The organism is Mycobacterium basiliense (assembly GCF_900292015.1).
Classification (GTDB): domain Bacteria; phylum Actinomycetota; class Actinomycetes; order Mycobacteriales; family Mycobacteriaceae; genus Mycobacterium; species Mycobacterium basiliense.
Genome location: NZ_LR130759.1, coordinates 2,095,306 through 2,117,035, shown reverse-complemented (window position 1 = coordinate 2,117,035; position 21,730 = coordinate 2,095,306). Strand labels below are relative to the sequence as shown.

Genomic DNA, 21,730 nt, shown 5'->3' with positions numbered 1-21,730 from the left:
CACGACCGACATAATCGAAACTATGTTCGGAACCCGCGATGTTGAGTCCTGGGACGCTTTGGCCCCGGACCAGTTGGTCACCGCAATCGACGGCATCTATCGACTGGAGTCGGCCTTGACCGGGCGCCGCCTGGCCGCGGTAGCGGCGCTACTGCGCCGCCGTAGCCGCGCCGAGCTCAGCGACCCGGACCTGGCGTACGCGACGATCGACGGTGTCGAGCAGGTTGGCGCCGAGGTGTCAGCGGCATTGAACCTGTCACCGGCCGCCGCTTCCTATCAGGTGCACTACGCCGAGGTGCTCGACACCCGGCTACGCCGGATCGGCGCCTTGTTATGTGAGGGACACATCGATTGGCGCACCGCCCAATTGATCATCAGCCGCACCGACCTCGTCGATGACGACAAGCTCGTCGCCCAACTCGATGAATCATTGGCCGGCCGGATCTGCGATTGGCGAGGCTGGTCACGCCAGCGGATCGTCAACGCAATCGACCGGCAGGTGCTGGCCATCGATCCAGACGCCGCCCGAGAACGCCGGCGCAGGGCCGACAACGAGCGCGAGATCGGTATCACGCCTCAGCTCAACGGGATGGCAGAGTTGTGGGGCACCGTGACGGGCGCCGATGCAACCGCGTTCGACCGCAAACTGTCCCAGCTGGCAACGACCGTGTGCCGCAACGACCCTCGGACCATGCAGCAACGCCGTGCGGACGCGCTCGGCGCCCTGGTCACGAGCAGTGCCCTGTCATGCCGGTGCGGAGCCGGCGACTGCCCGGCCCGCACGAGCGGCGCGGCCGAAGCGGCTCGCACGCAGGTGCTGGTCAACGTGGTGGCAACCGCGGACACGCTGTCAGGCCAGAGCCAACAGCCCGGGTATGTGGAGGGCTACGGCGTCATCGACGCCGACCAAGTGCGTGAGCTCGCCGCCCGGGCCCAGCACCTATCGGCAGACCCCGCTACCGCTACGGCAGCGCTGAAGTACCACCCCTCGGCCGCATTGGACCGCGCCGTTCGATGTCGGGATCTGACCTGCAGATTTCCGGGATGCAGCCGCCCTGCGAGTGTCTGCGATATCGACCACACCATTCCGTTTGATCACACCGACCCCGGCGCCGGCGGTCTGACCGTGCTGGGAAATCTGAAGTGCCTCTGCCGACAGCACCACCGGCTCAAGACATTTCACCGCGGCGCCACCGGTTGGCACGACCGGCAACTGCCAGACGGCACGGTGACCTGGACGTCGCCGACAGGCAAGACGTATCGCACGGTGCCTGCCGGTGCTGAGCTGTTCTCCGAACCCGCGCCGTGCCGGTCCCGAACCCGGGCACGCGAACGGGCCGCCCGGGTCACCCGAGCACGCACCCGCAACCACATTCGGCGCATGGCCAACGTCGCCGAAGATCGATTGCGGCAGGCGCGAGAGCAAGAGCTCGAATCCCGCAAGTTCCGAAATCACATGCGCGATATGCTGTTTCTCTTCAAGGGCAATCCCAGCACTAGCCCCTTCTGCCAGTGGGTCAACGAACCCCGCGAAGTCGAGGAGCTGCCAGCGGACTGGCAGCCACCGCCGGTACCTACGTTGCCCGACGACCCACCCTTCTGATGCGGACCGTGGCCGGCGCCAGCCAGCAAATGCGATAGCCTCGTGCCACTATGGCGAGTGCTGCGAAGGGCAAACTAATCATCCTCAACGGTGGCTCCAGCGCGGGAAAGACGTCGCTCGCCCTGGCGTTCCAGGATCTGGCTACCGAATGTTGGATGCACCTGGGCATCGACCTGTTTTGGCTCGCGCTCCCGCCAAAGCAACTCGACTTGGCCCGGGTATGGCCGGAGTATTACACGTGGGAGCGCGCGACCGACGACAACGGACTCGACTGGTTCACCGTCCACCCGGGGCCCATTTTGGATCAGGCCATGCATGCCCGCTATCACGCCATCCGCGCCTATCTGGACGACGGCATGAACGTGATCGCCGACGAAGTGATCTGGAAGCGGGAGTGGCTGGTGGATGCGCTGCGCATTTTCGCGGGCTGTCAGGTTTGGCTGGTCGGCGTGCACGTCTCCGATGCGGAAGGCGCCCGCCGCGAACAAGAGCGCGGCGATCGCTACCCCGGGTGGAATCGGGGCAGCGCACGCGCCGCCCATGCCGATACCGAGTACGACGTGGAGCTCGACACCACCGCCACACCGGTCGCCGAGCTGGCGCGCGGGCTTTACACGAGCTACCTGGCCTGCCAGGAACCCACGGCTTTCAACCGGCTGCGCAAGCGCTTCGCGCCTTGAGCCTTCCGGTCAAGACCCTTGTCCGACTTGATCTTTCGCCCAGCGATAGTCGGGCTTGCCGGCCGGTGAACGTTGCACCCGGCTGCAGAAGACTATCTCCTTCGGCAGCTTGTAACGCGCAATGTGGCGTGCCGCCTCGGCCACAATGCTATCCGCGTCGACCTGTTCGCCCTTGGCCACTTGCACGATCGCGACCACTTCGCTTCCCCATCGGACACTCGGGCGACCGGTGACCACCACGTCATAGACAGCGGGGTGCTCGGCGATCGCCGCCTCGACCTCCTCGGCAAAGATTTTCTCGCCGCCGGAGTTGATGGTGACCGAGTCCCGGCCGAGCAGCTCGATCGTGCCGTCGGCGTCCCAGCGGGCCCGATCACCCGGAACGGAGTGCCGGATACCTTCGATGACCGGAAAAGTCCGCGCGGTCTTTTCGGCGTCACCGAGGTACCCCAGCGGTATCACGCCCTGCTGAGCCAACCAGCCGATCTCGTCGTCTCCCGGCGACAAGATCCTGGTCATGTCCTCGCTGACCACCACCGCGCCCGGGATCGGATCGAAACGTCCGCTCGCACTAACCACACGGCTGGACACCTGGACCATCTGTGATCCGGATTCCGAGGATCCGCCCGCGTCCAGGATCGTTAAATGCGGCAGCAGGTCGACGAAGCGCTGCTTGACCCCGGCGCTGAACGTGGCACCACCGCTGATCAGCACCATTAGTCCGGACATGTCGTATTTGCCGGACTCGAGTTCGTCGACCAATGGCCGACCGAAGGCGTCACCGACCATCGTCAGCGATGTCACCCGTTCCCGGCTGGCTAGCTCCCAGGCTTCGGCCGGGTCAAAGTGCATCGTCGAGGTCGGCATTACGAAGGGGCGTCCGCCACAAAGGCTGATGAACGCCGCCCATTGCGCCGCGCCATGCATCAGCGGCGCGACCGTCATCGATCCCGGTCCCCCCACCCGCGAACGTTCGACGATCTCCTCCACGCTTGTCACCGCCTCGCCGGTGCCGAAGGTCCGTCCGCCCATGGCGTTCATATAGATCTCGTGCTGGCGCCATAGCACCGCTTTGGGCATCCCGGTGGTGCCGCCCGTGTAGAGCATGTAGAGGTCATCGGGCGACGCACCGACGTAGAGCGGCTCGGCGGTAGCCGACGCCAGCAATTCCTCGTAGCGCACCGCTCCCGGCAAGGGATCGTTTCCCGACTCGTCATCGACATGGATCAGCTGCGGCTGACCGCCGGCCTTCTGCAATGTCTCGGCCAGCGTCGGGGCAAACCGCGCGTGGTACATCACCGCGTCCGCGTCGGCATTGCGCAGCAGGTAAGCGAGTTCGTCAGCGACGTAGCGATAGTTGACGTTGAAGGGGGCCACCCGCGCCTTGTAGGCCCCGATCATCGCCTCAAGAAATTCATTGCAATTCGTCATGTACAAGGCGAGGTGATCTTGACCCGATTCGTACGGCGCCAGCTCGGAGCGCTCACGATGGGCGCCAAACCCCCAGTTGTGCAGCGCACGAGCGAACCGGCGAGCCCGTTGCTCGGTCTGGGCAAAGGTAAATCGGCGATCCCCGAACACGATGCATTCCCGATCCGGGTTGGCCGCCGCCACCGCCGAGAACACCTGGGCGATGTTGAATTCCACCGACTCTCCTCCTGGTCAGATGAACCGAACCCGGGCTCCAGTCTGAGCAATCGTTACGCTATACCGCGGACGGCAAACGCTCGCGGCAAATTGTGTTTCGTCGCCGGTAGCCGCGCGGGGACGCGCCGAATCAGCACGTGACGGCGTTCTGGCGCGTTCTGGCGTCGGTCAGGCATCCTTTAGCAATGGATGTAGCTGCTTTACTGCAATCAATCCCGCCGCTCGCGGTCTACATCCTGGTCGGCGGCGTGGTCGGAATCGAAAGCCTGGGCATCCCCCTTCCTGGGGAGATCGTCTTGGTCAGCGCCGCGCTGTTGTCGTCGCACCACGAATTGGCCGTCAACCCGATCGGAGTGGGGGTGGCCGCGGTGATCGGCGCCGTGGTCGGTGACTCGATCGGTTACACGATCGGCCGCCGATTCGGCATGCCGCTCTTCGAACGACTGGGCCGGCGATTCCCGAAGCACTTCGGTCCGGGGCACATCGCACTCGCCGAGCGGTTATTCGGCCGGTGGGGGGTCCGGGCGGTGTTCTTCGGCCGATTTATCGCGCTGCTGCGGATATTGGCCGGGCCGCTGGCCGGTGCGCTGAAAATGCACTACCCGCGCTTCCTGGCAGCCAACGTGTCGGGGGCCATCTGTTGGGCGGGGGGAACTACCGCGCTGGTCTACTACGCGGGCATTGCCGCTGAACGCTGGTTGCAGCGATTCTCCTGGGTCGGGCTGGTTGTCGCGCTCGTGGCCGGCGGCATCGCCGCGATCTTGCTCCGCGAACGCACCGCGCGCGCGATTGCGGAGTTGGCGGAAGAGCACCACCGCAAAGCGGACACCACGGCGGCCTGATCGAGGCGCCTACCCGCGGTGCCGGTCGATGAGAACCCTCGCCATTCGCTGGGCGCGGTGCGCGGCATCCGGGTCGCCCACCGCGGCCAGAATGATGGCGCCCTTCATCAGAATGTGCCAGGACCACGCGAAATCGTCGACTTCCTGGAGTCCGGCGGCCACCGCGCGTTCCCGCACGATGCCACGCACATGGTCGATGTGAGCGATGCATGCCCGTCCTGCCGGATGATCGGCGCCCAATTCGAGCAAGACATTGATAAACGAGCAGCCCTCATAGCCGTCGCGGCTTTGAAACCAATCGTGCATGACGTCGAAGATCGCCAGCAACTGCTCCTCGGGGGTGTTGCCGCGCTCGCGTGATTGTGCCTCGATCAGGCCAAAAGTCCAGAGTTCTTCGCGACGCTGTAGCACCGCGAGCACGAGGTCGTCTTTGGTCGCGAAGTGTCGGTAGAGCGTCGCTTTGGCCACGCCGGCACGTTCGATCACCTCGTCGGTGCCGACTGCGCGGATGCCGCGATGGCTGAATAGTTCGTACGCGGCGCTCAGAATGCGCTCACGGGGGGGCAAAGCCGACGCATCTGGCGCAGTGCCCTCTGAAGTTGCCATTGCAAATCCAAACCATACTCTCAGCCCGGCGAGGTAGACAGACCGCCCTGTCTTGTTATACAAATGAGATTCGAAACGATTGAGTCTGTCTTCAGACGCGCAGGACGGGCATCCATCGCGGCGTCACAAGCGCCGGCGGCTAAGGAGTGCACCATGAGCGTTGTTACAGCAGAACCGATGATCTCTCAGTTGATACTGAGCACCCGGCTCATCTCCGAGCTGGGGGACCCGCAGAGCACCTTGCGGGCAACGACCGACCGCGACGGAGCGGTGGTGCTCATCCACGCCGGCGGCGAGGTCGACGCCTACAACGAGCGCACCTGGCACCAGCTGGTCAGCGAGGCGGCCGCGGCCGTCCCCCCGTCCGGCCTGTTGGTCGTCGACGTCAACGACCTTGACTTCATGGCCTGCTGCGCGTTCACGGTATTGGCTGCGGAGGCGCAGCGGTGTCGCCGTCACGGCGTCCGCGTACGGTTGGCCAGCTCCCATTCGATTGTCGGCCGAATCGTGGCCGCCTGCGGGTTTGCCGAACTTCTGCCCGTTTTCCCGACGGTGGATGCCGCGCTGGCCGCCTGCATCTAGCGGTTCACCCGTCGCGGCTACACCGAAAGCAGCCGATACAGCCCGATCGCGCCCACCATGACGATCGTTGTGCGCAGCGCATTGGGCGACAGTCGGCGCCCGTAGCGCGCCCCGACTAGTCCGCCGGCAAGCGAACCCACCGCGATCACCCCGGCAACCGGCCACGCGATTCGGTCGTAGGCGACCAACGTATAGGCAGCCGCCGCAACGATATTCACGATCGTTGCCAACAGATTCTTTGCCGCGTTCATCCGCTGCACCGACTCGGGCAACAACGTGCCCATCACGCCAATCAGCAGGATCCCCTGGGCTGCGGTGAAATACCCCCCGTAGACCCCGACCGCGAACGTACCGAGCACCAGCGCGGCCATCCGAGCCGCGGTGACATGGTCGGCTGAACGCCCCGCCTCCATGGCCCGCTGACGCGCCCACGTCTGAATACGCGGTCCGATCACCACCAGGACCAGTGCCAGCACCAGCAGCGCCGGCACGACCTGGGCAAACACCTTCTCGGGTAGGTGCAGCAGCAGAAATGCGCCCAGCGCCGCACCCAACAAGGAGCCCGGGATCTGCCACCGTAGCCGATACCACTGGCCGCGCAGCTCGGCCCGATAACCCCACGTGCCCGACAGCCCGCCGGCCACCAAGCCGATCGCATTCGACATGGTGGCCGTGACCGGCGGGTAACCGATAGCGACCAGTGTCGGGAAAGTGATTAAGGTGCCCGATCCAACCAGCGCATTGATCGCACCGGCACCAAATCCGGCCAGGCCGATCACGAGCATGTGGGATATCGTCACGCGGGAACCCTAGTCCGCTCACCGGCGTGGCCGCCAAAGCTAGAGGAAAGACAGCGTGGCGGTTCCGTACATCTCGCCAGGGTCGGCGAGCAATTCAGCGGACTTGTGTTGCAGACTCGTAATCGAGTCCCCCACCGGTTTGTCGCAAAACCGACAGTGCGCCTTGAACTGCCCCTGCCCGTCGTCATCCGGCCAGAATCGGCGTGGGCCAACCTGGGCCCCCGGGTCGTATTGGACGGCCTGATGCGCGGCCTCCTTGACGATTCTGCCAACGGGATGGCCTTGCGGGCATTCGAGTTTGAGTATGCCGATCCCCTCGGAAAAGCTCATCGTTTGCCGTCCTTTTCGCGTTGTCCGACGACCTGCTAAGGCTGACGGTATGCCATTGAGCTCAGGTGCAGCAGTCGGGGCTGAGCACGGCGCACAGCGCCTGCAGGGCTTTGGTGTGCACGCGATGAAAGACGTGCATGCCGCGGCGCTCCGAGGTCACCAGACCCGCCTTTCGCAGCTGCGTCAGGTGATGGCTGACGGTGCCGTCGCTGAGGTTGAGCGCCGCGGCGAGATCGCCGCTTACCTCTTCACCGGTCGACGAGCTGAACAGCAATGACATGATCTTGACCCGCGCCGGGTCGGCCAGGGCTTTGAGCCGCAGGGCGACCGCGAGGGCATCGTCATCGCCGATCGGGCCGGCGGCCACCGGGGCGCAGCAGACGGGTGCGGATATGTCGATTACCGGCAACGTCTTGGGCACGCCGTCCAGTCTGCCAGATGTCTTGACATATATCAAAAAGGTGGCACACTGGGTCCCGGCGCCACTTTGATATATGTCTAACCAATAGGAGTGTCTCCCCATGTCCCGTGTTCAGCTTGCACTCAACGTCGATGACCTTGAATCCGCAATTACGTTCTATTCCAAGCTGTTTAATGCCGAGCCGGCCAAACGCAAGCCCGGATATGCCAACTTTGCGGTGGCCAATCCCCCACTGAAGCTGGTGCTGCTGGAAAACCCTGGTGCCGGCGGCACCCTCAACCATCTTGGCGTGGAGGTCGTCGACAGCGAGACCGTGCATGACGAGATCTCCCGGCTGGCCGGGTCCGGGCTGGTGACCGAGGAGGAGATCAACACGACGTGTTGCTATGCCAATCAGGACAAAGTGTGGGTGACCGGCCCCGGCGGGGAACGCTGGGAGGTCTATACCGTGCTTGCCGACTCGGAAACCTTTGGCAGCAGTCCCCAACATCCCGACGACGGTCCGAATGAAACGCCCGCGTGCTGTGGCGGACAGACCGCGGCCGCGACCGCCTGCTGCTGAGCGATCCGTGGCGAGTGGGGCGCACCAACCGGGCGTCCCACTTGCCATTGGATTTGATATTCATCAATATAGACGTGTGTCTAATCAATGTGGCCCCGCTGCCCCCTGCTGCATCGCAGCCCCGCTGGTGCGTGAACCGCTGAATGCGACGTCTGCGATCGAGATGGCGGCTCGTTTCAAGGCGCTCGCCGATCCGGTGCGCCTGCAGCTACTGAGCTCGGTGGCCAGTCACGCCGGCGGCGAAGCCTGCGTCTGCGACATTTCCGCCCGAGTCGAGGTGAGCCAGCCGACGATTTCGCACCACCTCAAGGTGCTACGCGACGCGGGATTGCTTACCTCGCAGCGCCGTGCCTCCTGGGTGTATTACGCGGTGGTACCGGCCGCCCTGAACGCGTTGTCGACGCTGCTTAGCGTTCAGGCCGATACCGCGCCGACGGCGGGGGCACCCGCATGACAGCCGTAAAGGTCCACCGAACCGCGCCGCCGGTGGTGGGCAAACTTCCCATTTTGGACCGGTTCCTGCCGGTGTGGATCGGCCTGGCGATGGCCGCCGGGTTGCTACCGGGGCGGTGGATTCCCGGTCTGAACACCGCACTGGAAAAGGTTCAGATCGACGGGATCTCACTGCCGATCGCCTTGGGGTTGCTGATCATGATGTACCCGGTGCTGGCAAAGGTGCGCTACGACCGCCTGGACAGCGTCACCGGAGATCGCAAGCTGTTGATCAGTTCCCTGGTGCTCAATTGGGTGCTGGGCCCGGCGTTGATGTTCACGCTGGCCTGGTTGCTGCTGCCGGATCTTCCGGAGTACCGCACCGGCTTGATCATCGTCGGGTTAGCACGCTGCATCGCCATGGTGATCATCTGGAACGACCTGGCGCGCGGGGATCGCGAAGCGGCCGCGGTGCTCGTCGCGTTGAACTCGATCTTCCAGGTGGCCATGTTCGCGGTGCTCGGCTGGTTCTACCTGTCGGTGCTACCGGGCTGGCTACACCTCGAGCAGACGGCGATCGCCGCCTCGCCGTGGCAGATCGCCAAATCGGTGCTGATCTTCCTGGGGATCCCACTGCTGGCCGGATACCTGTCCCGGCGGTTGGGTGAAAAGACCAGGGGGCGCAACTGGTACGAATCCCGCTTCCTGCCCAAAATCGAACCGTGGGCGCTCTACGGTCTGCTGTTCACCATCGTGATCCTGTTTGCGCTGCAGGGAGACCAGATCACCAGTCGCCCCCAGGATGTCGCGCGCGTCGCGGTGCCGCTGCTGGCCTACTTCGCCATCATGTGGGGCGGCGGCTTTGTGTTGGGCGCTGCCCTGCGGATGGGCTACGAGCGCACCACCACCCTCGCGTTCACCGCGGCCGGGAACAATTTCGAACTGGCCATCGCGGTCGCGGTCGCCACCTACGGTGCGACGTCGGGGCAGGCGCTGGCGGGCGTCGTCGGTCCCCTGATCGAAGTGCCGGTGCTGGTGGGACTCGTGTATGTGTCCCTAGCGCTGCGAGAGCGCCTGTTCGGCCCAATCCCCCGGCCGCCGCGCAGCGCGGCAGGCAAACCCAGCGTCGTGTTCGTTTGCGTCCACAACGCCGGACGATCCCAGATGGCCGCCGGCTGGCTGCGCCATCTGGCCGGTGATCGTATCGACGTCCGCTCGGCCGGCACCGAACCCGCCGACCGAGTCAACCCGGTCGCAGTGGCCGCGATGGCCGAAGTCGGCATCGACATCACCGCCTACACCCCCAAAGTCCTCAGCGGGGAACAGATACAGACCAGCGACGTGGTGATCACCATGGGATGCGGCGACGCCTGCCCCTACTTTCCCGACGTCACCTATCGCGACTGGAAGTTGGCCGACCCCGCCGGCCAACCGCTCGAAGTCGTCCGATCCATCCGGAACGAAATCGGTGAGCGGGTGCAAGCCCTGATCGCCGAGTTGCTGAGTACCAATCCCGAGCCGGCACTAGATGGATTAGCCGAGTTCGATTCCGTTGCGCGCGCGGGCCCCCAGCACCGATCCCGCTAACCATATCGACCACCCAAAATTCGAGCGGTCAAACGTATTCGGTCCGCCCAGCGGGGAGGTTTGCTACGTTTTGTCGGGATCGCTAACCCGGCTAGAGCGTGAAATCGCCCGCCAAGGAGACCTGTCGATGAGCCAGCCCACGGGCAGACCGCGACGCGCCGCCGCCGCTGTCCGGCCCGGGCAACTGCTTCGCATTGCCGCTTCTGGCGCCCTGTTGCTGTTGCTCGTCGCCTGTGGCGGGTCAGGTCGGACGGGCCACGCACCCGCTCATGGCGCCTCGTCGTCGCACGGAGCCACCGCCACGTCGGCATGGACCGCCGATCCGCTGCCCTTCAATGCCAGTGGTCTGCTTGCTGGTTCGGCGAACCCCAGCTTCCCTGACGGGGAGCCGAATACGATGTCGGTCGTCCAAATCGGTCCGCTGACCATGCATGAAAGCGGCTCGGCCAAGCTCCCGTTTGCCTTCCGCAACAACACCAGCAAGGCAGTCGCAGTCGCAGATTGGACCGGAGCCGCTCGCAGCGAGGGCTCGATCGTCGCCACCGGCAGCAGTCAAGGCACCATCCCCGCTCGGCTGAAGTCCGGCGAAGTGGGTCTTGCGTTCATCTACTTCGACGACCGCTCGCCATCGCCACCCGCGGGCGCCAAGTACGAGTTCACCGTAAACAGCACCACGGCCGACGAGGACTTCTCCGGCACGGCACCGCTCAAGGTCACCGAAGCAAAGGCATCGGCCGACGCCATCGCCGGATCGGCCGTCAACGGCACCGGGAAGTCCGCCGAGGGCCCATTCTCCGTTTCGGTCTACTGCTTCGACGGCGACCAGTTGCTGAGCGAGGCGGACGCGTTCGCTGAGCCGGACGATGTGGTCGCCCCAGGTGGAAAAGTCACCTTCACCGTCGACCTCTTCGGCGCCAAATGTCCTACCTTCGCCGTCGGAGTCAGCGGTTACCTCACCCCGTGACGTCAAATCAGCGGATCTGATGGGTGGTCCCGGCTGGGATCGAACCAGCGACCTTCCGCGTGTGAAGCGGACGCTCTCCCACTGAGCCACGGGACCGATGCCGAGCGGCAACGAGGTCGAAGACTAGCACGATGCTCACCGACGCCAAACGCGCAACCTGGGCCAGGCATAGCTGAAGCGCCCCAAAGAACCTGGAGATTTGTGTGGGCGCGCTCACGTGGACTAATGTCGTCCTTCGCACCGGGCGACGATCTCGCCCGTTGCGCGCGGATGTAGCGCAGTTGGTAGCGCATCACCTTGCCAAGGTGAGGGTCGCGGGTTCGAATCCCGTCATCCGCTCGAAGGTGCAAGTGGCATCAATCCCCAGCGGTGGAGTGGCCGAGTGGTGAGGCAACGGCCTGCAAAGCCGTGCACACGGGTTCGATTCCCGTCTCCACCTCCAGATTTTCAACTCCCAGCGCGATTAGCTCAGCGGGAGAGCGCTTCCCTGACACGGAAGAGGTCACTGGTTCAATCCCAGTATCGCGCACCAGAGTTTGCGCAGTTCAGAACTAGTACTTAGAACTACTCATCAACGATAGAGACGGGTGCGTCTCCGTTGCGGAGGTGTGCGTAGTTCCCATGCCAGTAGGGCCACAACGGCAATCCAGCCCGCCGCCCGCAGCACTGGCGGCATCGGCCCTCCGGCCGCGTAATGTCCTGGCGATCGCCGTCTCCGCGATTTCGCCGACCACATCGGTGTTTTTGATCTACGGCGACGGATTACAGATCGCGGGAACCGGAATCGTGTGGGCGTTTGTCATCGGCTCGGCGATTGCGCTGTGCATGGCGCTGTGCTACGCGGAGGTGGGCTCGGTATTTCCCTCTGCCGGCGGGGCCTACACGATCGTGCGCCGAGCCATCGGTCCGGTCTGGGGCGGCGCCACCACCGCGTTGTTCTTGCTTCTCGGCGTGGTGTCGACGGCCGCGATCCTGGTTGCCGCGGCGACGTATCTGTCGTTGCTGATCGGTAGCGACATCCCGGCGCAGTGGCTGGCGCTTGCGATGATGGCCCTCATTACGGCCCTTTCGGTCGGAAAGATCGCCCCGGCCAGCTGGGTAATCGCGGTCATCCTTGTCCTCGAACTGGCGGTCATCATCGCCTTCGCGGTCCTGGCCTTGGGTCACGTGTCCCACGCCACGAACCCGTTCACCGAGCCGGTGACACTCGGTCCCGGCGGTGCCCTCGTGGGTGTCGGCATCGCCGGCATCTTCGCCGCGGTGGGCCCGGCGCTGTTTGCGTTCAACGGCTACGACTGGCCGCTGTATTTCTCCGAAGAGACCTCGGGGTCACGATCTGCGATTCCGCGCGCGGTGGTGTTGTCCGCGGTCCTGGCCATTGTGTTCGAGGGTGTCGCGGTCATCGCCGCAACATTGGCTATCCGCGATGTTCCCAACACCATCGCCGCTGGCTCTCCGGTGGAATTGCTTGCCCGCCAAATGATGGGCCCGACCGGCGCAACACTGTTGGTGGCCGGCGTGGTGGTGGCGATGTTCGACACCGGGCTGGCGGCAAACCTCGGTTATGCCCGCGTCTACTACGCCGCAGCTAGGGATGGGATGCTCCCGCGGCAGCTGCAAGGCTTCTTCGGCCGACTGTCGGAAAAATCCAGGGTCCCGGTCCGCGGATTCCTGTTTCTGTTTGTCGGCAACGGCTTGCTTTGTGTATTCATCTCACTACACAAGCTCATCACGTTTACCGGCGTTGTCATTGCAATTGTGTATCTGCTGGTAGCGGTTTCAGCGATCGTCTGTCGCATGCGGGACCGCGACGTCGCCCGCCCCTTTCGGATGCCGCTGTGGCCGCTGCCGCCAGTGCTGGCGATCGCGGGCATCGTCGTGACGCTGGGCACCCAGCAGGTTAGGGACCTCGCAATCGGCGCCAGCCTCGTCACCGCGGCGGCCGTCGGCTACCTGATAGCTCGGCGCAGGTTGCCGCCGCGCCTAAACGGCGGCACCATCACTCGTCACAGCACGCGGTAACCCGGCATGCGCAGGACGCGCGAATCGGCACATCGGCGCGTGCGGCAGCCAGCGCGAGCTGCTGGCCGATGATCACGGCTTCGGCCGCGCGGTGCAGCCGCTGCAAACATTCGTGGTACCCGTGCAGGCTCCACACGTTGCGGGGGTGCTGACAAGGCCTGGCCAAGGTGGGGTCCAGACCCAGATCGGCGGCATATACGGCCGCCGCCTCTTCGACATGGCCCTGTTCGAGCAGCAGGGCCCCGTACGCGTGCCGCGTGGGCTGCATCCATCCCCAGGGCTCGTCGTAGGGCAACGCATCGTCGAGCTGCACCGAGCGCCTGAGGTGACCAAACGCCTCGTCGTAGCGCCCTTCACGGTAGGCGATCTCGCCGTCGAGCATGGCCGCCGCAATGGCCAGGATGTCTCGACTGGTGTTGTTGAACAGGTACCGGGAGCCCGGTATCCGGCCATAAGCCGAGGTGAATGCCGCACGCTCAGCATGTGCTCGCGCTATTTGGCCGGTCGCCGCCAGCGCGACGCAGCGTCCGTAGTGAATCGTCGCCGCGGTGGTGCAGTACAGGTCTGGATCCTCCGGCAACGGTTGTGCGATCAGCTCGTCCCACCGGCCAAACCGCACCAGCACGTGAGTACGCAACGGCACGAACGCCTCGAGCCAATCGGCCATCGGCGGTGATTCGATCGACAGCAGCTCGGCACTGAGCTGACTAGCCAGCTCGTCGGCGGCCTGCAACGCGATCTGCGACCGCCCTTCGAACATCGCCGAATACACGATGAAGTGCAGATCGTGCGCCCGGTAGAGCGAGTAGAAGTTCAGCGGACCTTCGCGCCGGACGAAATCCCGATCCGCCTGTACCGCTGCGAGATTGGCCAACACCGAGCTGCGGTAGTCACCGCAGAGCACGTCGATATGACTCGGCATGTGTTGCAGATGCCCGGCATCGGGCACCAGGCCACGCAACAAATCCGCCGCCGGCAAGGCGTCTTCCGGCGTGGCCGACATCTCCATGGTGTGCAGATACAAGTGCAAGATCCCCGGGTGTTCCCGCCCCGCGGGCGTGGCGAGCGCATCATCAAGGATTCGCTTGGCCTCGATCACGCGTGAGCCCGCCGCCGGCTCACCCGTGGCGGTGTCCCACAATGCCCACGCCGTGACGCTGACCAGCGCGTCGGCGGCCAGCGCTTGCACGTCGACGTCGTGCGGATACGCCGCGGCCAGCTCCATCATTGCGTCGGCATATGCGGTAAGACCCGCACGCAGGGCATCCGTGTCGTCCGGGTCGTCGGTGGGGAACCGGGCCAATAGCGCGGCGATGAGACCTTGCTCAACCGGGCCGGCCCGGCACTTCGCGGCCAGCTGGAGCTCCCTGCGCGCGCGGGTCAGCGCCGACATCAATTCACGCGGATCGAATGACACCCACGGCTTGTTGTAGTTGGGCCCGACCGAATAGGCGATCCCCCACCGGGCAATACCCAAGCCGGGGTCTAGTTCCAGGGCCCGTTCGAAGCAACGGATCGCCTCTTCATGGTTGAACGCATACGCCCACACCATTCCCCGGTCCAACCAGGCCTGCGCCTGCTCCGAAGGGGTGTCGACCGCCCGGTGGTAGGAGCCGAGGTCGAAATACCGCTCGCCGGCAGTCATGCCTCGCACCTTAGCCCGCGCGCACGCACCGGAACTGCGCCGAGTGTGAATCCGGCGACGGCCTCACGGCGTGTCACGTCGCGAAATGCACACTCGGCGCCGGGAACCCCACTCAAACCCGCTGCGCCGGAAAGGATTCGATGACGTCGATCAGATCGTCGACCGCTTCCCAATTCAGCAGATGCCCGGCACCGGATATTCTGACCAGCCGCGCGTCAGGTATGCCGTCGGCGAGTCGCTGGGAATGGCTGGGCGGTGTGGTGCGATCGGCCGAGCCGACCATTACCACGGTCGGTGCCGCAATTTCGGCCAAACGCGGATAGCGGTCCTCGCGCGCGAACGCTCGCACTATCGGCAGCAGTGGCCCGTGTTTGGCGACGTGCCGGTTGAACAACTCGACGAACACCGAGATCATCGCCGGCGACGGACGCGCCCCACATTGTGCGGCGCCGAACAACACGGCAATTGTCTTGCTGCGCAACAACCACTGCAGGATGCCGCGCTCTAACAGGGGGATCTGCAGTCGGTTCTGCGGCGCACCGTCCAGGACACGTCCCGCCCAAGTGGCAAACAACACGAGCCCGCGCAACCGCCCCGCCAGGTCGACATGGTCGAGCATGGCGCGGATCGTGACGAATCCTCCCATCGAATGCCCCACCAGCACCCCGTCTCGAATGTCGAAGTGCCGCACGATCGCAGCCAGATCCGCGGCCATGGGCCGCGACCCGATTCCGTCCGAGCCCAGCGTCGAGCGCCCATGACCGCGTTGATCGAAGGCGATAACGCGAAACCCTTTGTCCCTCAGGCTATCCCAAACAATGTTCCACTCGTACAGGCCGGCGGTGTAGCCATGCACGAGAAGCACCGTTGGGCCGTGGCCGGCAACCAACGCGTGCAGCACCGTACCGTCTGGGCGGGTTACGGCGACCTGCTCGCCCTGCGGCTCGGCAATGAGGCGTTCGCGCGGATATGGGTCCGGGTTCCGCTGGATCCAGGCGACCAACGCCCGCGCACCACCCCAGCCCGCCAAGGTCGCGCCGACTAGTGCAACAGCCGCGGCCGGCCCTGGTCTCACCACGTAGCCTCCACCGGACGCATTACCCCGCCGTCTCGTCGACAATCCGAATCCATCCGAACCTATCCGCATTCGGCAGTCAACTGCGGCCGTCGACCGCGGTGGTTAGCCCGGGCCGGCTTGCCCGCCGCTAGTGGCCAGCACTGTCGGGCAGTAGGCGTTGGCCGCAATGGCGGTGAACTTGGCGGCGCTGTCGCCTTGCAGTCCAGCGTTGAAGCTTTGCACCTGCTTGACGACATCGATTGTCTGAGTCCCATTGCTCACCTGCTGGCATACCCATCTGCCCGCCGCGATCGCCCGCGCCGGATCCGGATAGGTGATCCCGACCTTTCCGAGCGCAACGAGGAATTCGTCATCGATGCCATCGGCATGCGCGGGCACAGCCATCCCGATCGACAGAACCGCCCCAGTCACTGCGATCACCGCAAGCAAGAGCTTCATAGCCTTCCGATCGTCCCAGACCAGCGACGACCCCGCACCCCGTACGGCGGCACAAGATCGTCAACCCAAGGTTGACACGCGCGCGGCCGTCAACCTACTGTTGACGTCATGGTGGAACCGACGCAGATCGCCTATCCCATCCGCCTCGACGAGCTGATCAACGCGATCAAGCAGGTGCACAATGACGCGCTGGACCAGCTCACCGACGCTGTCCTGGCGGCAGAGAGTCTCGGCGAGGTCGCGGACCACTTGATCGGGCACTTTGTTGACCAGGCGCGCCGTTCTGGCGCGTCCTGGACCGACATCGGTAAGGCCATGGGCGTCACCAAGCAGGCGGCCCAAAAGCGCTTCGTCCCCAAAGCCGCGACGACCACCCTGGACCCCAGTCAGGGCTTCGGCCGGTTCACGCCACGAGCCCGCAATGCGGTAGTCGCGGCCCAAAATGCCGCGCACCAGGCGTCCAACAGCGAGATCACCCCCGACCATCTGGTGCTGGGAATGCTCAGTGACCCCGCCGCGCTGGCCACCGTGCTACTTCAGATGCAAAAGATCGACCCCGAGGCCCTGCGCGGCGCGGTCAAGCTGCCCCCGGCCACCACCGAAGTTCCCGAGCTCATCCCATTCAGCGGGCCGGCACGCAAGGTGCTGGAGCTGACCTTCCGCGAAGCCCTACGGCTGGGCCACAACTACATCGGCACCGAACACCTGCTACTGGCACTGCTGGAATTGGAAGACGGCGCCGGAGCGCTACGCGCCTCCGGAGTGGACAAGGCACGCGTCGAGGCCGATCTGGATAGCGCGCTGAAATCGTTGAGCGGCGAGGTAGACACGAGCGGTCCCGCCCCGACCTGACCCCGCCAACCCCTCCCCTTGTCGTTGCGGCATGTGTAATCATGCGAAGGTCCCCGAACAGGGAGCCGAGGAGGCAAAGATGCACCGCTGGCTGATCGTCGTTACCACCTTCCTCGTCGCCGCGGCCGGAGTCCTGGGGCTAGCCGCGGCCACCCCCCGCGCGTGGGCCGGTGACGCGCCCATCGGCCACATCGGTGACACACTGCGGGTCGATACCGGCACCTACGTCGCAGACGTCACCGTGAGCAGCGTGCTGCCGGTCGATCCGCCGCCGGGGTTTGGCTACACGCGTAGCGGCGTTCCGGTGAAGAGCTTCCCCGGCAGCTCGGTTAACCGCGCCGACGTGACGGTCCGAGCGGTGCGGGTGCCCAATTCCTTCATCATGGCAACCAATTTCAGCTTCGACGGCGTCACGCCGTTCGCCGACGCGTACAAGCCACGGGCGTGCGACGCGCCCGATTGGCTAGATGCCGCGCTGGGAAATGCACCACAGGGCTCAATTGTCCGCGGCGGTGTGTACTGGGACGCCTACCGTGACCCCGTCTCGGTCGTCGTCCTGCTGGACCGAAAGACCGGACAACACCTCGCACAGTGGAACCTCTGAGCTGACCGTGGACATCGCCGCGGCCGACCCCCTCGACGCCGCCGAACTGGCCGCCGTCGCCGCACGCACCTTTCCCCTGGCCTGTCCGGCATCGGTGGCCGCAGAACACGTCGCCTCGTTCATCGAGGCCCACCTGTCGGTCACCCGCTTCGACGAGTATCTGAGCAACCCTCGATACGTCGTACTCGCCGCCCGGGCAGACGGCCGGATCATTGGATACGCCATGCTCGTTCGCGACGCAGCAGAAAGCGGCTCAGCGGAGCTGTCCAAGCTGTACCTGCTACCCGACTTCCACGGCAAAGGCACGTCCAGCGCCTTGATGGACGCCGCGCTCGCTGCGGCCGCTACCTGGGGCGCAGGCAGTATGTGGCTGGGAGTCAATCAGGAGAACGAACGCGCACAACGCTTTTACCTCCGGTGCGGCTTCAAGATAAGGGGCACCAGGACGTTCCAGTTGGGCGACCACGTGGAGAACGACTACGTCCTGAGTCGACCGATCAGTTGCTAGTCAGCGCCAACAGGCGAGACGTGGCCCTGAGGTACTTTTTTCGGTAACCACCGGCAAGCATTTCCGCGCTGAATATGGTGTCCAGTTTGGCCCCGGAAGCCACCACGGGGATGCCGGCGTCGTAGAGGCGATCGGTCAGCGCCACCAGCCGCAGCGCTACATTCTGGTCATCGATGCCGTGCACGCCGGTCAAAAACACCGCGGTGACGCCTTCGATCAGCGTCAGATACCGCGATGGATGCATGGTGGCCAGGTGAGCGCACAGGGCGTCGAAGTCATCGAGGGTCGCACCCGGCACACCCGCGGCGCGAGTCGCGACTTCATCGTGGGACAACGGCCGCGGCGCCGGCGGCAGGTCACGATGCCGGTAATCCGGACCCTCGATCCGTACAGTGGTGAAAATCCTTGCCAGCGTGTTGATCTCACGCAGAAAGTCCTGAGCGGCAAAGCGGCCCTCGCCCAGCTGCTCGGGCAGGGTGTTCGAAGTGGCGGCCACCGATACGCCGCGCTCAACCAGAGATGACAACAAGCGTGAGATCAGCGTGGTGTTGCCGGGATCGTCCAACTCGAACTCGTCGATGCACAACGCCGTGCAATTGGCCAGCAATTCGATGCATTCGGTGAAACCGAATACGCCGGCCAGCTGCGTCAACTCTCCAAACGTGGCGAACGCCTTGGGGCGCTCCGGCGCGTCCGGCCCCAACCCGGGCAATTGAAAGTAGGCCGACGCCAGCAAGTGGGTTTTGCCCACGCCGAAGCCACCATCCAGGTAGAGCCCGACACCGGGTAACACCTCCCGCCTGCCGAACAGCCTCTTGCGGCCGGCCCGTCGCTGCACTGCCTGCTGACAGAATTCCTGGCAGGCCGCGAGGGCAGCGGCCTGAGTCGGTTCGTCCGGATCGGGGCGATAGCTTGCGAAACGCACCTCGGCGAAAGTTGGGGGCGGCAGCAATTGGGCGATCAGCCGCTCCGGTGACACTGACGGATGCCGATCCACCAGGTGTCCCACCGGTTCGAGGAAATCCGCAGAGGTGGACCCGTGCATGCTGGCACTGTAGCGGCGTGTTGCAATCAATTCGTGCCTGATCCAGCCGCCGGCCGGTCCACCGACCCGAGCCTGACGCTGCTCGGATCCCAACACCCAGTCGACGACGGCGATCTCCCCGAGCTCTACGGGTATCCGGCGGACGTGGTGGGGACCTGGTTACGGGCCAATTTCATCAGCAGCATCGATGGCGGTGCCACCGCGGACGGCACCAGCGGTGGCTTGGCCGGTCCTGGCGACCGAGCGGTCTTCGTCATGCTGCGTTCGCTGGCGGACGTCATCGTGGTCGGTGCGGGCACCGTGCGGATCGAGGGCTATTCCGGAGCGCAGCTGGGTGCCGCCGAACGCCGGCAGCGACAAGCCCGCGGCCAAAACGAAATCCCGCAGCTGGCGATCGTCACCAAGTCGGGTCGCCTATCCCGAGATATGCCGGCGTTCACCCGCACGGAGGTACCACCGCTGGTGCTCACCACCGCGGCAACTGCGGTTGAAACGCGCCGGCAACTGACCGGCCTGGCCGAAGTGGTCGACTGTTCCGGCAACGATCCCGGCGAGGTCGACGAAGCGGTGCTGCTGGCCAGGCTCGCCGACCGGGGAATGCACCGCATCCTCACCGAAGGCGGCCCCATGCTGCTCGGATCGTTCATCGAACGCGACTTGCTCGACGAGCTGTGCCTGACGATTGCGCCCGCCATGGTCGGCGGGCTGGCCCGCCGGATTGCGACCGGCCCAGGCCAATTGCAGACCCGAATGCATTGCGCCCACGTGCTCACCGACGACGCCGGGTACCTCTACACCCGCTACGTCCGTTACCCACGAGCCTGAGCGGGCGACGCGCCCGCCCGCCCGCCGCACGGCCCGCACCCTAGCCAACCGCAGTGGCTACTGTTGTCGGCATGAGTCGGCACTTGAGGTCCGCCACGATGCTGGTCGCGTTGGCCTGCTCGGTGACCACCGCGCTGGCCGGCTGCGTTCCGGTCCTGGGCGCCAACCCGCGTTTTGCCACCGAATCAGGTGCCCGACCACAGGGCGCCGCCACCACGACCCCACCGCCGAGCGGTCCGCCGCCGATCGCCAAACCCAAGAACGACTTGTCGTGGCACGACTGCACGTCGCAGGTCTACGCGGACGCGGCAGTGCCCACCGCGCCCGGCATCAAACTGGAATGCGCGACCTTCGACAATGACCTCGATCCGGTCAACGGCGGCTCCGGATCGGTCAGCATCGGCGTCGTGCGTGCCCGCTCGAGTCAGACTCCGGACGACGCGGGGCCGTTGGTCTTCACCACCGGCTCCGACCTACCGTCGTCGACGCAGCTGCCGGTCTGGCTCTCGCATGCGGGTGCCGATGTGCTCCGTAGCAACCCAATCGTCGCCGTCGACCGTCGTGGCATGGGCATGTCGAGCCCGATCGACTGCCGCGACCACTTCGAGCGCGACGAGATGCGCGATCAGTCGCAGTTTCAAACCGGCGACGATCCAGTGGCCAACCTGTCCAACATCTCGAACGAAGCCACCACCGACTGCACCGACGCCATCGCGCCTGGTGACTCCGCCTACGACAACGGACACGCGGCCTCGGATATCGAGCGCCTGCGCAATCTTTGGGACGTGCCGGCGCTGGCGTTGCTCGGCATCGGCAACGGCGCCCAAGTGGCCCTGACCTACGCCGGATCGCGCCCGGACAAGGTCGCCAGACTGATCCTCGACTCCCCGGTGGCCCTGGGGGTCAGCGCCGAATCCGCCGCTGAACAACGGGTCAAAGGTCAGCAGGCAGCGCTGGACGCGTTCGCCGCCCAATGCGTCGCGGTCAACTGCGCGCTCGGCTCCGACCCGAAGGGGGCCGTCACCGCGCTGCTCAACGCCGCGCGTTCCGGCGACGGGCCCGGCGGTGATTCGCTGGCGTCGATCGCCAACGCCATCACCACCGCGCTTGGCTTCCCAATCAGCGACCGGGTGACCACCACCACTAACTTGGCCGATGCGCTGGCGGCCGCACGCGCCGGTGACAACAATCAGCTGACCAACCTGATCAACCGCGCCGACGCCCTGCAGCACACCGACGGCCAGTTCGTCAGCTCATGCAGCGACGCGGTCAACCGTCCCACCCCAGACCGGGTCCGCGAACTCGTCGTCGCCTGGGGAAAGCTGTATCCCCAGTTCGGCACGGTCGCCGCGCTCAATCTGGTCAAATGTGTGCACTGGCCCAGTGGTTCGCCGCCGCAGACGCCCAAGGAACTCAAGGTGGACGTCGTGCTGTTGGGTGTGCAACATGACCCGATCGTGGGCACCGAAGGGGTGGCCCAGACGGCGGCGACCATCATCAACGCCAACGCCGCCAGCAAGCGGGTCATGTGGCAGGGCATCGGCCACGGCGCCAGCATCTATTCATCCTGCGCGGTGCCGCCGCTGATCGGCTATCTCAAAGACGGCAAGCTGCCCGGCACCGACACCTACTGTCCCGCTTGACACCAGCCGAGCTG

General features: G+C 65.2%; 23 protein-coding genes and 4 tRNA genes. 17 read left to right on the top strand and 10 right to left on the bottom strand.

What is annotated here, in order from left to right:
- The first annotated feature begins 22 nt into the window (after positions 1-22).
- Together MB901379_RS09105 and MB901379_RS09100 are read left to right on the top strand one after the other, a co-directional pair.
- Positions 23-1,603, top strand: a complete 1,581-nt coding sequence (locus tag MB901379_RS09105) for an HNH endonuclease signature motif containing protein (RefSeq protein ID WP_158016322.1) — start codon at positions 23-25, stop codon at positions 1,601-1,603.
- A gap of 50 nt (positions 1,604-1,653) precedes the next feature.
- The gene (locus MB901379_RS09100; protein ID WP_158016321.1) at positions 1,654-2,283 is read left to right on the top strand and encodes a phosphotransferase-like protein; all 630 of its coding nucleotides are present in this window, start codon (positions 1,654-1,656) and stop codon (positions 2,281-2,283) included.
- 9 nt (positions 2,284-2,292) lie between these two features.
- Here MB901379_RS09100 and MB901379_RS09095 read toward each other — a convergent pair whose 3' ends face one another.
- Positions 2,293-3,930 (bottom strand): acyl-CoA synthetase, encoded by a 1,638-nt coding sequence (locus tag MB901379_RS09095; RefSeq protein WP_158016320.1) that lies wholly within the window; start codon positions 3,928-3,930, stop codon positions 2,293-2,295.
- 185 nt (positions 3,931-4,115) lie between these two features.
- On the opposite strand from MB901379_RS09095, the gene MB901379_RS09090 reads away from it, so the two are divergent.
- The gene (locus MB901379_RS09090) at positions 4,116-4,772 is read left to right on the top strand and encodes a DedA family protein (protein ID WP_158016319.1); all 657 of its coding nucleotides are present in this window, start codon (positions 4,116-4,118) and stop codon (positions 4,770-4,772) included.
- 9 nt (positions 4,773-4,781) lie between these two features.
- Here the strand turns inward: MB901379_RS09090 and MB901379_RS09085 are convergent, their stop codons facing one another.
- Complete coding sequence (locus MB901379_RS09085; protein ID WP_158016318.1) at positions 4,782-5,378, bottom strand: TetR/AcrR family transcriptional regulator; 597 nt, start codon at positions 5,376-5,378, stop codon at positions 4,782-4,784.
- 153 nt (positions 5,379-5,531) lie between these two features.
- Here MB901379_RS09085 and MB901379_RS09080 point away from each other — a divergent pair, with 153 nt between their 5' ends.
- Positions 5,532-5,960, top strand: a complete 429-nt coding sequence (locus MB901379_RS09080; RefSeq protein WP_158016317.1) for an anti-sigma factor antagonist — start codon at positions 5,532-5,534, stop codon at positions 5,958-5,960.
- A 17-nt stretch (positions 5,961-5,977) separates the two neighbouring features.
- Here the strand turns inward: MB901379_RS09080 and MB901379_RS09075 are convergent, their stop codons facing one another.
- The 3 genes from MB901379_RS09075 to MB901379_RS09065 all read right to left on the bottom strand — a co-directional run bounded on the left by MB901379_RS09075 (position 5,978) and on the right by MB901379_RS09065 (position 7,511).
- Complete coding sequence (locus MB901379_RS09075; protein ID WP_408632373.1) at positions 5,978-6,745, bottom strand: sulfite exporter TauE/SafE family protein; 768 nt, start codon at positions 6,743-6,745, stop codon at positions 5,978-5,980.
- Between the two features lie 54 nt (positions 6,746-6,799).
- Positions 6,800-7,090, bottom strand: a complete 291-nt coding sequence (locus MB901379_RS09070; RefSeq protein WP_158016315.1) for a hypothetical protein — start codon at positions 7,088-7,090, stop codon at positions 6,800-6,802.
- A 61-nt stretch (positions 7,091-7,151) separates the two neighbouring features.
- A complete protein-coding gene (locus tag MB901379_RS09065) occupies positions 7,152-7,511 on the bottom strand; it encodes an Rv2640c family ArsR-like transcriptional regulator (protein WP_158016314.1) in 360 nt (119 codons plus the stop codon).
- 100 nt (positions 7,512-7,611) lie between these two features.
- Between MB901379_RS09065 and MB901379_RS09060 the strand changes: the two genes are divergently transcribed.
- The 4 genes from MB901379_RS09060 (at position 7,612) to MB901379_RS09045 (ending at position 11,056) form a co-directional block, all read left to right on the top strand.
- Complete coding sequence (locus MB901379_RS09060) at positions 7,612-8,073, top strand: ArsI/CadI family heavy metal resistance metalloenzyme (RefSeq protein ID WP_158016313.1); 462 nt, start codon at positions 7,612-7,614, stop codon at positions 8,071-8,073.
- 163 nt (positions 8,074-8,236) lie between these two features.
- A complete protein-coding gene (locus MB901379_RS23975; protein ID WP_174237081.1) occupies positions 8,237-8,527 on the top strand; it encodes an ArsR/SmtB family transcription factor in 291 nt (96 codons plus the stop codon).
- Positions 8,524-10,092, top strand: a complete 1,569-nt coding sequence (arsB, locus tag MB901379_RS09050; protein WP_158016311.1) for an ACR3 family arsenite efflux transporter — start codon at positions 8,524-8,526, stop codon at positions 10,090-10,092. Before MB901379_RS23975 ends, arsB begins: the two co-directional genes overlap by 4 nt.
- Positions 10,093-10,219: 127 nt before the next feature.
- Positions 10,220-11,056 (top strand): hypothetical protein, encoded by an 837-nt coding sequence (locus MB901379_RS09045; RefSeq protein WP_158016310.1) that lies wholly within the window; start codon positions 10,220-10,222, stop codon positions 11,054-11,056.
- A gap of 24 nt (positions 11,057-11,080) precedes the next feature.
- On the opposite strand, the gene MB901379_RS09040 is transcribed toward MB901379_RS09045, so the two are convergent.
- Positions 11,081-11,152: transfer RNA gene (locus tag MB901379_RS09040), tRNA-Val, on the bottom strand.
- Positions 11,153-11,322: 170 nt separating this feature from the next.
- On the opposite strand from MB901379_RS09040, the gene MB901379_RS09035 reads away from it, so the two are divergent.
- The 4 genes from MB901379_RS09035 to MB901379_RS09020 all read left to right on the top strand — a co-directional run bounded on the left by MB901379_RS09035 (position 11,323) and on the right by MB901379_RS09020 (position 13,078).
- A tRNA-Gly gene (locus MB901379_RS09035) sits at positions 11,323-11,395 on the top strand.
- 29 nt (positions 11,396-11,424) lie between these two features.
- Positions 11,425-11,498: transfer RNA gene (locus tag MB901379_RS09030), tRNA-Cys, on the top strand.
- A 15-nt stretch (positions 11,499-11,513) separates the two neighbouring features.
- Positions 11,514-11,588, top strand: a tRNA-Val gene (locus tag MB901379_RS09025).
- Between the two features lie 89 nt (positions 11,589-11,677).
- A complete protein-coding gene (locus MB901379_RS09020; protein ID WP_158016309.1) occupies positions 11,678-13,078 on the top strand; it encodes an APC family permease in 1,401 nt (466 codons plus the stop codon).
- Here MB901379_RS09020 and MB901379_RS09015 read toward each other — a convergent pair.
- The 3 genes from MB901379_RS09015 to MB901379_RS09005 all read right to left on the bottom strand — a co-directional run bounded on the left by MB901379_RS09015 (position 13,056) and on the right by MB901379_RS09005 (position 16,239).
- Positions 13,056-14,723 (bottom strand): tetratricopeptide repeat protein, encoded by a 1,668-nt coding sequence (locus MB901379_RS09015; RefSeq protein ID WP_158016308.1) that lies wholly within the window; start codon positions 14,721-14,723, stop codon positions 13,056-13,058. The two genes, MB901379_RS09020 and MB901379_RS09015, sit on opposite strands and share 23 nt — an antisense overlap.
- A gap of 112 nt (positions 14,724-14,835) precedes the next feature.
- Positions 14,836-15,801 (bottom strand): alpha/beta fold hydrolase, encoded by a 966-nt coding sequence (locus MB901379_RS09010; protein ID WP_232022024.1) that lies wholly within the window; start codon positions 15,799-15,801, stop codon positions 14,836-14,838.
- 102 nt (positions 15,802-15,903) lie between these two features.
- Positions 15,904-16,239 carry a DUF732 domain-containing protein gene (locus tag MB901379_RS09005; protein ID WP_158016306.1) on the bottom strand — a complete coding sequence of 112 codons (336 nt, stop codon included), beginning with the start codon at positions 16,237-16,239 and terminating at the stop codon, positions 15,904-15,906.
- A 108-nt stretch (positions 16,240-16,347) separates the two neighbouring features.
- Between MB901379_RS09005 and MB901379_RS09000 the strand changes: the two genes are divergently transcribed.
- The 3 genes from MB901379_RS09000 (at position 16,348) to MB901379_RS08995 (ending at position 18,203) form a co-directional block, all read left to right on the top strand.
- A complete protein-coding gene (locus MB901379_RS09000; RefSeq protein WP_158016305.1) occupies positions 16,348-17,091 on the top strand; it encodes a Clp protease N-terminal domain-containing protein in 744 nt (247 codons plus the stop codon).
- Positions 17,092-17,170: 79 nt separating this feature from the next.
- Positions 17,171-17,695, top strand: a complete 525-nt coding sequence (locus MB901379_RS24515) for a hypothetical protein (RefSeq protein WP_232022099.1) — start codon at positions 17,171-17,173, stop codon at positions 17,693-17,695.
- Between the two features lie 13 nt (positions 17,696-17,708).
- Entirely contained in the window at positions 17,709-18,203 is a 495-nt protein-coding gene (locus tag MB901379_RS08995) for a GNAT family N-acetyltransferase (protein ID WP_232022098.1), read from the top strand.
- Here MB901379_RS08995 and zapE read toward each other — a convergent pair.
- A complete protein-coding gene (zapE, locus tag MB901379_RS08990) occupies positions 18,193-19,248 on the bottom strand; it encodes a cell division protein ZapE (protein ID WP_158016303.1) in 1,056 nt (351 codons plus the stop codon). The two genes, MB901379_RS08995 and zapE, sit on opposite strands and share 11 nt — an antisense overlap.
- Positions 19,249-19,281: 33 nt before the next feature.
- Between zapE and MB901379_RS08985 the strand changes: the two genes are divergently transcribed.
- On the top strand, positions 19,282-20,073 hold the full coding sequence (locus MB901379_RS08985) for a pyrimidine reductase family protein (RefSeq protein WP_158016302.1): 792 nt from the start codon (positions 19,282-19,284) through the stop codon (positions 20,071-20,073).
- Positions 20,074-20,126: 53 nt separating this feature from the next.
- Positions 20,127-21,716: an alpha/beta hydrolase gene (locus MB901379_RS08980; protein WP_158016301.1), complete on the top strand. Its 1,590-nt coding sequence runs from the start codon at positions 20,127-20,129 to the stop codon at positions 21,714-21,716.
- The last annotated feature ends 14 nt before the right edge of the window (positions 21,717-21,730 follow it).